This is a genomic window from Streptomyces sp. NPDC002835 (assembly GCF_053591995.1).
In genome coordinates this window covers 1-12,478 of record NZ_JBSFUW010000012.1, presented here as the reverse complement: position 1 = coordinate 12,478, position 12,478 = coordinate 1, and the positions used below count along the sequence as shown (strand labels likewise).

Below are 12,478 nucleotides of genomic sequence, written 5' to 3'. Positions count from 1 at the left end.
AGGGTGGCGCGACGTGTTTGCGTAGCGATGAACTACCGCAAAAAAACGGTCATTCGGAGCGCAACGCCACTGCCTGCGATCCGACTGCCTGGCCTACGATCCGTGCGATGCACCTCCCAGGCCCAGGATCGCCGAGAACCACGAGGGGAAGCAGCAGGTGAGTATGACGGCCCCAGCCGCGGCCACCGGAACCGGCCGGCCCGCTCCCACGGCTCCGTCCGGCGGCGGAACCGGCTTCTGCCGGGTCACGGTCGTCGCACCGGACGGTCGCGTCGACGTCGCGTTGCCCGAGGACATTCCCGTCGCCGACCTCTACCCGGAGATCCTGCGGCTTTCGGGGCAGAGCCCCTCGCCGGGCGCCCCTGTCGGATACCACCTCGTGCGTCGCGACGGCAGCGTCCTCGACGGGTCCCGCTCGCTGGCCGCCCAGCGCATCCTCGACGGTGAGCTGCTGTCCCTGCGCCCCTTCTCCGAGTCGCTGCCGCCGGCCGTCTTCGACGACGTCGCGGACGCCGTGGCATCCGCCGTCGCCCGTGACCGGACCCTGTGGAGCGACGGCCTGATGCGGGCCTCCGGCCTGCTGGGCGGGTCGGTGCTGCTGGTGCTGCTCGCCTTCGTGCTGTGGAACGCCGACCCCCGCCACGACATGCACGGTCTGCCCGGGATCCTGGCCGCCGTGGCCGGAGTGATGCTGCTGGCGCTCGCGGGTGTACGGGCCCGCGTCTACGACGACCGCGACTCCGCCGTCGCCCTCGGCGCCGGTGCCATGGCGAACGCGGCTGTCGCCGGGGCCGGGCTCCTGCCGCTCGCCGAGGGGCAGGGCATCGGAAAGCTGCAGTTCCTGCTCGCGTGCGCGGCCGTCCTGGTCGTCTCCGTGATCCTCGTGATCGTCTCTCCCGGCGGAGACGGCCCCTTCGTGGCATTCGTCTTCGCCTCCGCCGTCGGGCTGCTGGTGACCTTCGTCGCGATCATGACGGGGATGACCCCGAGCGAGACGGCCGCGGTGTGCGCCCCGCTCTCCGTGGGCTCCCTCGCCTTCCTGCCGGGGCTCTCGACCCGCTTCGCCCGCCTCCCCATCGGTTTCGAACCGCCCCGCACGACGGTCGGCGACTACGGGGACGACCCCGCGCCCCAGGGGCCCGTCGACGCCAGGCGGATCGCTGCCCAGGCCCGGCGCGGCCACGAACTGCTGCTCGGTCTCGTCGGGGGCTGCGCGCTCGTGGCCGTGGGCTCCGCCGCGGTGCTGGGCTTCTCCGACAACGTCTGGGGGCAGCTGCTGGCCCTGGCCACCGGCGTCGCCATGCTGATGCGGGCCCATCTGTTCCGCTACACGGCGCAGGTCGGCTGCGCTCTCGCGGCCGGACTCGGCGCGCTCGTGCTGCTCGGCCTGGGGCTCACGCTGAACCCGCCCACCGCCCTGTTCCGCGACGCGCTGCAGGGAGACTCCGGGGCGCTGGACATCCGTACGGTCTGGCTCACCGCGGCGATCGCCGGGGTCGCCGCACTGATCGTCGCGATCGGGCTGATCGTGCCGCGCAAGGGAGTCACCCCGTTCTGGGGACGCTTCCTGGAGATCGCGGAGACCTTCGTGCTGCTGACCCTCGTGCCGCTGTGCCTCGCCGTCTTCGACGTCTACCACTCCATCCGTGCGCTGACGTCTTAAACGGACTGGTACGCTGTGTGACGGCCGTCTGTGTACGCGCCCCGGATCACCCCGGGTGCAGCGCCCATCGGCCTTCGCCTCCGAGTCACGGAAGCTCCCCTGAGACAGAGACCAGGGGCACTCGCGGGCGCATCGAAACACCAAGAGGAGTACCGAGTGTCTCTCGACGCCGCTACGAAGAAGCAGATCATCGACGAGTTCGGCACCAAGGAGGGCGACACCGGTTCCCCCGAGGTTCAGGTCGCGATGCTCTCCCGCCGTATCTCGGACCTGACCGAGCACCTCAAGACCCACAAGCACGACCACCACTCCCGTCGTGGTCTGCTGATCCTGGTCGGTCAGCGCCGCCGTCTGCTGCAGTACCTGGCCAAGAAGGACATCCAGCGCTTCCGTACGCTGGTCGACCGGCTCGGTATCCGCCGCGGTGCGGCCGGCGCCAAGTAAGTCGCCGTGAAGGGAGCGGTTCCCGCGATGGGGCCGCTCCCTTTGCCGTACTCGCCGGACCTTCCGGACCCGCAGTACCCGTCGCGCACGCCGCTGTACGTGCGCGATGTGCCGGACGCCAATTAGTCTGGTCGCACAACGACACACTCATGAGCGAGAGGCCGCCTCTTCGCCGCCGGTCCTCGGTAGTGGCCCCCGGACACATCCCCGGGTGCTTCGATCGAAGACCGGCCCGCACACAGGGCGCTTCTCCTCCACCACCGTCCCCGGCCACACGGGCCGACGGACGAAAAGACGAACACGTAGGAGAAACCCATAGTGGAGAACGAGACCCACTACGCCGAGGCCGTCATCGACAACGGCGCCTTCGGCACCCGCACCATCCGCTTCGAGACGGGCCGCCTCGCCAAGCAGGCCGCCGGTTCCGCCGTGGCGTACCTGGACGACGACACCATGGTGCTGTCGGCCACCACCGCTTCCAAGAAGCCCAAGGACCAGCTCGACTTCTTCCCCCTCACGGTGGACGTCGAGGAGCGGATGTACGCAGCCGGCAAGATCCCCGGCTCGTTCTTCCGCCGTGAGGGCCGGCCCTCCGAGGACGCGATCCTCACCTGCCGCCTGATCGACCGGCCGCTGCGCCCCTCCTTCAAGAAGGGCCTGCGCAACGAGATCCAGATCGTCGAGACGATCATGGCTCTCAACCCCGACCACCTGTACGACGTGGTCGCGATCAACGCCGCCTCCTGCTCCACGCAGCTGGCCGGCCTGCCCTTCTCCGGCCCGATCGGCGGCACCCGTGTCGCGCTGATCAAGGGCCAGTGGGTCGCCTTCCCGACGCACACCGAGCTCGAGGACGCCGTCTTCGACATGGTGGTCGCCGGTCGCGTCCTGGAGGACGGCGACGTCGCGATCATGATGGTCGAGGCCGAGGCCACCGAGAAGACGATCGAGCTCGTCAAGGGCGGCGCGGAAGCGCCGACCGAGGAGATCGTCGCCGCCGGTCTCGAGGCCGCGAAGCCCTTCATCAAGGTCCTGTGCAAGGCGCAGTCGGACCTCGCCGCCAAGGCTGCCAAGCCCACCGGCGAGTTCCCGGTCTTCCTCGACTACCAGGACGACGTCCTGGAGGCGCTCACCGCCGCGGTCAGGAGCGAGCTCGCCCAGGCGCTCACCATCGCGGGCAAGCAGGAGCGCGAGACCGAGCTCGACCGCATCAAGGAGCTCGCCGCCGAGAAGCTCCTCCCGGCCTTCGAGGGCCGCGAGAAGGAGATCTCGGGCGCCTACCGCGCGCTGACCAAGAAGCTCGTCCGCGAGCGGATCATCAAGGACAAGGTCCGCATCGACGGCCGCGGCATCACGGACATCCGTACGCTCGCCGCCGAGGTCGAGGCGATCCCGCGCGTGCACGGCTCCGCCCTGTTCGAGCGTGGCGAGACCCAGATCCTGGGCGTCACCACCCTGAACATGCTGCGCATGGAGCAGATGCTGGACACCCTTTCCCCGGTGACCCGCAAGCGCTACATGCACAACTACAACTTCCCGCCGTACTCCGTCGGTGAGACCGGCCGCGTGGGCTCGCCCAAGCGCCGCGAGATCGGCCACGGCGCGCTCGCCGAGCGAGCCATCGTGCCGGTGCTGCCGACGCGCGAGGAGTTCCCGTACGCGATCCGCCAGGTGTCCGAGGCTCTCGGCTCCAACGGCTCGACGTCCATGGGCTCGGTCTGCGCCTCCACCATGTCGCTGCTGAACGCCGGTGTGCCGCTCAAGGCCCCCGTCGCCGGTATCGCCATGGGCCTGATCTCCGAGGAGATCGACGGCAAGACGCACTACGTGGCCCTCACCGACATCCTCGGCGCCGAGGACGCGTTCGGTGACATGGACTTCAAGGTCGCCGGTACGAAGACCTTCGTCACCGCGCTCCAGCTCGACACCAAGCTCGACGGCATCCCCGCCTCGGTCCTGGCCGCCGCGCTGAAGCAGGCCCGCGACGCCCGCCTCCACATCCTCGATGTGATGAACGAGGCCATCGACGTCCCGGACGAGATGTCCCCCAACGCCCCGCGGATCATCACCGTCAAGATCCCCGTGGACAAGATCGGTGAGGTCATCGGCCCCAAGGGCAAGATGATCAACCAGATCCAGGAGGACACCGGCGCCGACATCACGATCGAGGACGACGGCACCATCTACATCGGTGCCCAGCAGGGCTCGCAGGCCGAGGCCGCCCGCGCCACGATCAACGGCATCGCCAACCCGACCATGCCGGAGGTCGGCGAGCGCTACCTGGGCACCGTCGTGAAGACGACGACCTTCGGCGCGTTCGTGTCCCTGCTCCCCGGCAAGGACGGCCTGCTGCACATCTCGCAGATCCGCAAGCTCGCCGGCGGCAAGCGCGTGGAGAACGTCGAGGACGTGCTCGCCGTGGGCTCCAAGGTCCAGGTCGAGATCGCCGAGATCGACTCGCGCGGCAAGCTCTCCCTCATCCCCGTGGTCGAGGGCGAAGAGGGCGACGACACGAAGGACGACACCGACCAGTGACGTCCCGTAGTTCGCAGGCGACGGCCCGCACCTCCTCGGAGGCGCGGGCCGTCGCCCGTACCCAAACACTCCTCAAGGGCAAGGACGGCATCGGCACCGTCCGGCGCACCACCCTCCCCGGCGGGCTGCGCGTGGTCACGGAGACCCTGCCCTCCGTACGGTCCGCCACCTTCGGCATCTGGGCGCACGTCGGCTCGCGCGACGAGACGCCGTCGCTGGGCGGCGCCACCCACTACCTCGAGCACCTCCTCTTCAAGGGCACGAAGAAGCGTTCCGCGCTGGACATCTCCGCCGCCCTCGACGCGGTCGGCGGCGAGATGAACGCGTTCACCGCCAAGGAGTACACCTGCTACTACGCGCGGGTGCTCGACACCGATCTGCCGCTCGCCATCGACGTGGTGTGCGACATGCTCACCGGCTCGCTGATCCTCCAGGAGGACGTCGACGCCGAGCGCGGCGTCATCCTCGAAGAGATCGCGATGACCGAGGACGACCCCGGCGACTGCGTCCACGACCTGTTCGCGCAGACCATGTTCGGCGACACGCCCCTGGGCCGCCCGGTCCTCGGCACCGTCGACACGGTGAACGCGCTGACCGCGGACCGCGTCCGCCGCTTCTACAAGAAGCACTACGACCCGACCCACCTGGTCGTCGCGGCCGCCGGCAACGTCGACCACGCCACGGTCGTACGCCAGGTCCGCCGCGCCTTCGAGAAGGCCGGCGCCCTCTCCCGTACGGACGCCGTGCCCACGTCGCCCCGCGGCGGGAACCGCGTGCTGCGCACGGCCGGCAAGGTCGACCTGCTGGGCCGCAGGACGGAGCAGGCGCACGTGGTGCTCGGCATGCCGGGCCTCGCCCGCACCGACGACCGCCGCTGGGCCCTCGGCGTTCTGAACACGGCCCTCGGCGGCGGGATGTCCTCACGCCTCTTCCAGGAGGTCCGGGAGAAGCGCGGCCTCGCCTACAGCGTGTACTCGTACACCTCGGGCTTCGCGGACACCGGCCTCTTCGGCGTGTACGCGGGCTGCCGGCCCAGCCAGGTCCACGACGTGCTCAAGATCTGCCGCGGCGAGCTCGACCGGGTCGCCTCTGAAGGGCTGCCCGACGAGGAGATCGGCCGCGCGATCGGTCAGCTCTCCGGCTCCACGGTCCTCGGCCTGGAGGACACGGGCGCGCTGATGAACCGCATCGGCAAGAGCGAGCTGTGCTGGGGCTCCCAGATGTCGGTCGACGAGATGCTCGCCCGGATCTCGGCGGTCACCCCCGACGAGGTGCGCGCGGTGGCCGCGGACGTACTGGGGCAGCGCCCGTCGCTGTCGGTCATCGGCCCGCTCAAGGACAAGCAGGCGGACCGCCTCCACGAAGCGGTCTCCTAACCCCTAAGGAAACGAAGCGATGAGCAAGCTGCGTGTGGCCGTTCTCGGCGCCAAGGGCCGGATCGGCTCCGAGGCGGTACGAGCGGTCGAGGCCGCCGAGGACATGGAACTCGTCGCGGCGCTCGGCCGCGGCGACGAGCTCGAGTCCCTCGTGGAGTCCGGCGCCCAGGTCGTCGTCGAACTGACCACCCCGGCGTCCGTCATGGCCAACCTGGACTTCTGCGTACGCCACGGAATGCACGCGGTCGTCGGGACGACGGGCTGGACGGACGAACGGCTCACGCAGCTGAACACCGCGCTCGCGGCCTCCCCGCGGACCGGTGTGCTCATCGCGCCCAACTTCTCCATCGGCGCCGTCCTCACCATGAAGTTCGCCCAGCAGGCCGCTCGTTACTACGAGTCGGTCGAGGTCGTCGAGCTGCACCACCCGAACAAGGCGGACGCCCCCTCCGGCACCGCCACCCGCACGGCGCAGCTCATCGCGGCCGCCCGCGCGGAGGCCGGCTGCGCGCCGCAGCCCGACGCCACGGTCACCGCACTGGACGGCGCGCGGGGCGCGGACGTCGACGGCGTCCCGGTGCACGCGGTGCGGCTGCGCGGTCTGCTGGCCCACCAGGAGGTCCTGCTCGGCGGCGAGGGCGAGACGCTCACGATCCGCCACGACTCCCTGCACCACAGCAGCTTCATGCCCGGCATCCTGCTCGGCGTCCGCCGCGTGGTGTCCGCTCCCGGCCTCACGTTCGGCCTGGAGAACTTCCTCGACCTCGGCTGAGACGGACCATGCGCGCAAAGATCACCTACTTCGTTACGGCCGCCGTCCTGGTCGTCTACTTCGTCCTGGTCGGCAGCCGGGGCGTGATGCTGCTGAAGCAGGGCACCGCGCTCACGGTCACGTTCGGGCTCGCCGTGCTGATCCTGCCGGTGATCGGCGGCTGGTTCCTGTGGAAGAACACCCAGTTCGTCAGCCGGGCCAACCGGCTGGCCGCGGAACTGGAGGCGGAGGGCGGGCTGCCGGTCGACGAGCTGGTCCGGACGCCCGGCGGGCGCATCGACCGTGATTCGGCGGACGCCGTCTTCGCGAAGCGGCGTGCGGAGACCGAGGACTCGCCGGGCGACTGGCGCTGCTGGTTCCGGCTGGCCGTCGCCTATCACGACGCGCGTGACACGCCGCGGGCCCGGCGGGCGATGCAGCGGGCGATCGCCCTGCACGACGGCAGGCCCGTCCCCAGCTGACGCCGTCGACCGCGCGGGCTCCCGGGGCGGGTGCCGGTCAGCTGTTGCGGTACTCGGCGCCCCACGCCTCGATGGTGTCCGCGGCGCGGTCGAAGGCCTCGGGGCGCGACAGGAAGTCGGCGTTGTGGTCGGTGAGCAGGGTGAGCGGCTCGCCGTGCCGGGCCAGCACCAGTGCCTGACCCTGCACCGTGCGCGGCAGCCCGAGCCAGCGCACGGGCTGCTGCACCGTGCGGAGCTCCGAGGTACGACGCCACTGCGTCGTGCTCGTCATGAAGAAGGCGACGCGCCGCAGTCCGTGCCGGCTGACCCAGACACCCATGCGCAGCAGCCTCAGCGCGGCCACGATCACCGTGAAGCCGAGCAGGAAGCACGCGCCGGCAGCGGGCATGGCCCCGGCGAAGGCGATGATCATCGCCGCGATCAGCACGAACGAGGCGAGCAGCAGCAGCAGTGCGGCGGCCGCCACCCGCCACGGCCCGGGGCGGTACGGTCGCCGCCACTGGTCGTGATCGTCGAAAGGCAGCGCGACGTCGTCCGTTTGCGTGTCAAAAGCACGGTCGGCCGTCAGAAAGGGCAGGGGCACGACTCTGATCCTCACTCACCAGCACACTCGGTTGGGCTGTGCCCGGGTGAGGCTACCGAGGCGGCCGGTTGCCTACCACCCCAGGGGGGCCATGGGGGTGCTTCGGGAGCCGTCGTGCGGCGCCGGCGGCATGCGATGGGCCGTCAGACGGTCCGTATATCTCATGGCGACGTCAGCGGCGCTGGGACGCTTCGGACGTCTGGGAGTGCCCCGGCGTCCGGTCCGTCTCCAGCGCGGGCAGCCCGAAGAGCAGCGACCCGGCCAGCCCGCCCACGACGATCAGCCCGACGAGCACACTGCCCAGGAGCTGTGAACGGCTGGCACGTACGCGGGGCGGGGGAGTGACGTTGCTGCGGAAGGCGTCGGCCTCGGAGACGAACGCGAAGGGGACGGCTTCTCGCCGGTGGAACATCAGGTGATTCTCCTCGAGAGATCGTGACGGGTACGACTACTACAGATACAGACGTACGAAGCCGCTGGTTGGTGCCATTTCCGCGCAAAGAGCGCCGCGGAATCTGGTCTAGAGTGGTCGCCGCCCGGAGCGCAGCCATTGGAAGGACCCGTCGGTGACCGACACACCCCAGACTGACAAACCGAAGTTCCGCAGCGACGTCACCGTCGAACTGGTGAAGCACACTGCGAGCGACTCGGACGTCCTGTGGGCGGCTCGTGTCTCGACCGCGGGCGAGCAGTCCCTCGACGAGCTCTCGAAGGACCCCGAGCGCTCCAAGGGGCTCATCAACTACCTGATGCGGGACCGCCACGGCAGCCCCTTCGAGCACAACTCGATGACCTTCTTCATCAGCGCCCCGATCTTCGTCTTCCGCGAGTTCATGCGGCACCGGGTGGGCTGGTCGTACAACGAGGAGTCCGGCCGTTACCGGCAGCTCGATCCCGTCTTCTACGTTCCGGGCGAGGACCGGAAGCTCGTGCAGCAGGGGCGTCCCGGCAAGTACGAATTCGTCCAGGGCGACCCGAAGCAGCACCAGGTGGTGACCGAGGCCATGGAGGACTCGTACCGCCGTTCGTACGAGCAGTACCTCGCGATGCTCGAGGCGGGCGTCGCCCGCGAGGTGGCCCGGGCCGTCCTCCCCGTCGGCATGTACTCCTCGATGTACGCCACGTGCAACGCCCGGTCGCTGATGCACTTCCTCGGGCTGCGCACCCAGCACGAGCTGGCGAAGGTCCCGTCCTTCCCACAACGTGAGATCGAGATGGTCGGCGAGCAGATGGAGCAGCACTGGGCGAAGCTCATGCCGCTCACGTACGCCGCGTTCAACGCCAACGGACGAATCGCCCCATAGGGTGCAGGCGCGCCTGGCCTCGTAGGGCACAGATGTACGGCGGGCGCGGTGAAGTGTCCGTATTGCGGCGTTTCGAGAAGTTCATCTAGGCTGATCAAACGGACCCGGCACTGCTTGAACCCCCGAGCAGGCAGTGCCGGGCTCCGCATGCCACGTCGTACGTCACGTCCCCCGAGGGGACATCCGGCGCTGAGCAGCGAGTAGCGTGTTACCCATGGCTCCGATCTCCACTCCGCAGACCCCCTTCGGGCGGGTCCTCACCGCCATGGTCACGCCTTTCACGGCGGACGGCGCACTTGACGTCGCGGGCGCCCAGCAGCTGGCCGCCCATCTGGTGGACGCAGGCAACGACGGCCTGATCGTCAACGGCACCACCGGCGAGTCGCCCACCACCAGCGACGCGGAGAAAGACCAGCTCGTACGGGCGGTCCTGGAAGCGGTCGGAGACCGGGCCCACGTGGTCGCCGGAATCGGCACCAACGACACCCGCCACAGCATCGAGCTCGCCCGCGCCGCCGAGCGCGCCGGCGCGCACGGCCTGCTCGCGGTGACCCCGTACTACAACAAGCCCCCGCAGGAGGGCCTGCTCCGTCACTTCACGGCCATCGCCGACGCGACCGAGCTGCCCGTGATGCTCTACGACATCCCCGGCCGCAGCGGTGTGCCCATCGACACCGAGACGATCGTCCGGCTGGCCGACCACCCGCGGGTCGTCGCCAACAAGGACGCCAAGGGCGACCTGGGCCGCGCCAGCTGGGCCATCGCCCGCAGCGGTCTCGCCTGGTACTCCGGCGACGACATGCTCAACCTGCCGCTGCTCTCCGTCGGCGCCTGCGGGTTCGTCTCCGTCGTGGGCCACGTCGTCACCCCCGAGCTGCGCGCACTGCTGGACGCGTACCGGGGCGGAGACGTCCAGAAGGCCACGGAGATCCACCAGAAGCTGCTCCCGGTGTTCACCGGCATGTTCCGCACGCAGGGCGTCATCACCACCAAGGCGGCGCTGACCCTCCAGGGGCTGCCCGCCGGCCCGCTGCGGCTGCCCCTCGTCGAGCTCTCCCCCGAGGAGACCGCGCAGCTGAAGCTCGACCTGGCGGCCGGCGGCGTCCAGCTCTGACCAGACTTCACAACTGAATAGGCGAAGACCGGCCGACGCGACACCGGCCGACCCTCAGCGGTCGGCCGACGGACCCGGCCGGACAAGACAACAGCAAGTGGCATGAATGTCATGTACGCCACGTGCCCCATGGCCGGAGGCGTACATGGTGAGGAGAGTCTTTTGAGTCATCCGCATCCTGAACTCGGCGCCCCGCCCCAGCTGGCGACGGGCGGCCTGCGCGTCACCCCGCTCGGCGGTCTCGGTGAGATCGGCCGGAACATGACCGTCTTCGAGTACGACGGCCGACTGCTCATCGTCGACTGCGGAGTCCTCTTCCCCGAGGAGGAGCAGCCCGGCATCGACCTGATCCTGCCGGACTTCACCACCATCAGGGACCGCCTCGACGACATCGACGGCATCGTGCTCACGCACGGCCACGAGGACCACATCGGCGGCGTCCCCTTCCTGCTCCGCCTGAAGCCGGACATCCCGCTGATCGGCTCCAAGCTGACCCTCGCCCTGATCGAGGCCAAGCTCCAGGAGCACCGCATCCGCCCGTACACCCTCGAAGTGACCGAGGGCCATCGCGAGCGCATCGGTCCGTTCGACTGCGAGTTCATCGCGGTCAACCACTCCATCCCCGACGCGCTGGCCGTCGCCATCCGCACGCCCGCGGGCCTGGCGGTGCACACCGGTGACTTCAAGATGGACCAGCTGCCGCTGGACGGGCGCCTCACCGACCTGCACGCCTTCGCGCGGCTGAGCGAGGAGGGCATCGATCTGCTGCTCTCGGACTCGACGAACGCCGAGGTCCCCGGGTTCGTGCCGCCGGAGCGCGACATCTCCAACGTGCTGCGCACGGTCTTCGCCAACGCGCAGAAGCGCATCATCGTGGCCAGCTTCGCCAGCCACGTCCACCGCATCCAGCAGATCCTGGACGCCGCGCACGAGTACGGAAGGCGCGTCGCCTTCGTCGGGCGTTCGATGGTCCGCAACATGGGCATCGCCCGTGACCTGGGGTACCTGCGGGTTCCGGCCGGACTCGTCGTCGACGTCAAGACCCTCGACGACCTGCCCGACCACCAGGTCGTGCTGGTCTGCACCGGTTCCCAGGGCGAGCCGATGGCCGCCCTCTCCCGGATGGCCAACCGCGACCACCAGATCCGGATCGTCCAGGGCGACACGGTGATCCTGGCCTCGTCCCTCATCCCGGGCAACGAGAACGCGGTCTACCGCGTGATCAACGGCCTGACCCGCTGGGGCGCGAACGTCGTCCACAAGGGCAACGCCAAGGTGCACGTCTCCGGGCACGCGTCGGCCGGCGAGCTGCTGTACTTCTACAACATCTGCAAGCCGAAGAACCTGATGCCGGTGCACGGCGAATGGCGCCATCTGCGCGCCAACGCGGAGCTCGGCGCTTTGACGGGCGTCCCCAAGGACCGCATCGTCATCGCGGAGGACGGCGTCGTCGTCGACCTCGTCGACGGCAAGGCCAGGATCGTCGGCAAGGTCCAGGCGGGTTATGTGTACGTCGACGGCCTGTCCGTCGGTGACGTCACGGAACCCGCGCTCAAGGACCGCCGCATCCTCGGGGAAGAGGGCATCATCTCCGTCTTCCTCGTCGTCGACAGCACGACGGGCAAGGTCGTCGGCGGACCCAACATCCATGCGAGGGGGTCCGGCATCGACGACGCGGCGTTCTCGGCGGTCATGCCGAAGATCGAGGACGCGATCGCCAGGTCGGCCTCCGACGGGGTCGCCGAGCCGCACCAGTTGCAGCAGTTGGTCCGTCGCACGGTGGGCAAGTGGGTCTCCGACACCTACCGCCGGCGTCCGATGATCCTGCCGGTCGTGGTCGAGGTCTGACGCGGCTCGGGCACTGCTCGAAGCTGCTCGGGCGCTGCTCAGGCAGTGCCAACACCGGAGCGGGGCCCCCGATTTGCATCGGGGCGCCCCGCTCCAGTACGTTTACGTCTCCGCCCGAACGGGAACCCCGCACACTCATGTGTGCGTCGTGATGCCCGGAGGGGGCGGGGAATTCCGACTCAGAATCTCTGATAAAGTCGGAGCCGCCGGAAAGGGAAACGCGAAAGCGGAATCCTGAAAGGCAAAGCAGAACCCCGTCGGCCGGGAATCGGACACGAAAGAGTCTGATAGAGTCGGAAACGCAAGACCGAAGGGAAGCGCCCGGAGGAAAGCCCACAGGGAGACCTGAGGGTGAGTACAAAGGAAGCGTCCGTTCCT

General features: G+C 69.3%; 11 protein-coding genes. 9 read left to right on the top strand and 2 right to left on the bottom strand.

The genetic code is table 11. The features are described from left to right. The first annotated feature begins 163 nt into the window (after positions 1-163). The 6 genes from eccD to ACWD01_RS15420 all read left to right on the top strand — a co-directional run bounded on the left by eccD (position 164) and on the right by ACWD01_RS15420 (position 7,251). Positions 164-1,663: a type VII secretion integral membrane protein EccD gene (gene eccD / locus ACWD01_RS15445; protein WP_451161953.1), complete on the top strand. Its 1,500-nt coding sequence runs from the start codon at positions 164-166 to the stop codon at positions 1,661-1,663. Positions 1,664-1,819: 156 nt separating this feature from the next. Further along, entirely contained in the window at positions 1,820-2,107 is a 288-nt protein-coding gene (gene rpsO / locus ACWD01_RS15440; protein ID WP_451161951.1) for a 30S ribosomal protein S15, read from the top strand. A gap of 318 nt (positions 2,108-2,425) precedes the next feature. Further along, entirely contained in the window at positions 2,426-4,642 is a 2,217-nt protein-coding gene (locus ACWD01_RS15435) for a polyribonucleotide nucleotidyltransferase (protein ID WP_451161949.1), read from the top strand. After that, on the top strand, positions 4,639-6,018 hold the full coding sequence (locus tag ACWD01_RS15430; RefSeq protein ID WP_451161947.1) for a M16 family metallopeptidase: 1,380 nt from the start codon (positions 4,639-4,641) through the stop codon (positions 6,016-6,018). The genes ACWD01_RS15435 and ACWD01_RS15430 overlap by 4 nt, the downstream gene beginning before the upstream one ends. Before the next feature lie 19 nt (positions 6,019-6,037). After that, entirely contained in the window at positions 6,038-6,790 is a 753-nt protein-coding gene (gene dapB / locus ACWD01_RS15425) for a 4-hydroxy-tetrahydrodipicolinate reductase (protein WP_451161945.1), read from the top strand. Between the two features lie 8 nt (positions 6,791-6,798). After that, positions 6,799-7,251 (top strand): tetratricopeptide repeat protein, encoded by a 453-nt coding sequence (locus ACWD01_RS15420; protein WP_356899563.1) that lies wholly within the window; start codon positions 6,799-6,801, stop codon positions 7,249-7,251. Positions 7,252-7,288: 37 nt separating this feature from the next. Here ACWD01_RS15420 and ACWD01_RS15415 read toward each other — a convergent pair whose 3' ends face one another. Further along, positions 7,289-7,834 carry a hypothetical protein gene (locus ACWD01_RS15415; RefSeq protein ID WP_451161943.1) on the bottom strand — a complete coding sequence of 182 codons (546 nt, stop codon included), beginning with the start codon at positions 7,832-7,834 and terminating at the stop codon, positions 7,289-7,291. A gap of 172 nt (positions 7,835-8,006) precedes the next feature. Then, positions 8,007-8,246, bottom strand: coding sequence for a hypothetical protein (locus ACWD01_RS15410; protein WP_451161941.1), 240 nt, complete (start codon positions 8,244-8,246; stop codon positions 8,007-8,009). A 154-nt stretch (positions 8,247-8,400) separates the two neighbouring features. Between ACWD01_RS15410 and thyX the strand changes: the two genes are divergently transcribed. The 3 genes from thyX to ACWD01_RS15395 all read left to right on the top strand — a co-directional run bounded on the left by thyX (position 8,401) and on the right by ACWD01_RS15395 (position 12,100). Then, entirely contained in the window at positions 8,401-9,138 is a 738-nt protein-coding gene (gene thyX, locus ACWD01_RS15405; protein ID WP_451161939.1) for an FAD-dependent thymidylate synthase, read from the top strand. 214 nt (positions 9,139-9,352) lie between these two features. After that, complete coding sequence (gene dapA / locus ACWD01_RS15400) at positions 9,353-10,252, top strand: 4-hydroxy-tetrahydrodipicolinate synthase (protein ID WP_451161938.1); 900 nt, start codon at positions 9,353-9,355, stop codon at positions 10,250-10,252. 162 nt (positions 10,253-10,414) lie between these two features. Then, entirely contained in the window at positions 10,415-12,100 is a 1,686-nt protein-coding gene (locus ACWD01_RS15395; protein WP_451161936.1) for a ribonuclease J, read from the top strand. The last annotated feature ends 378 nt before the right edge of the window (positions 12,101-12,478 follow it).

What these genes read in the sequence shown, in the direction of transcription:
- eccD (WP_451161953.1), top strand. Translation starts at nt 164, where the DNA reads ATGACGGCCCCAGCCGCGGCCACCGGAACCGGCCGGCCCGCTCCCACG.
- dapB (WP_451161945.1), top strand. Translation starts at nt 6,038, where the DNA reads ATGAGCAAGCTGCGTGTGGCCGTTCTCGGCGCCAAGGGCCGGATCGGC.
- ACWD01_RS15420 (WP_356899563.1), top strand. Translation starts at nt 6,799, where the DNA reads ATGCGCGCAAAGATCACCTACTTCGTTACGGCCGCCGTCCTGGTCGTC.
- ACWD01_RS15410 (WP_451161941.1), bottom strand. Translation starts at nt 8,246, where the DNA reads ATGTTCCACCGGCGAGAAGCCGTCCCCTTCGCGTTCGTCTCCGAGGCC.
- dapA (WP_451161938.1), top strand. Translation starts at nt 9,353, where the DNA reads ATGGCTCCGATCTCCACTCCGCAGACCCCCTTCGGGCGGGTCCTCACC.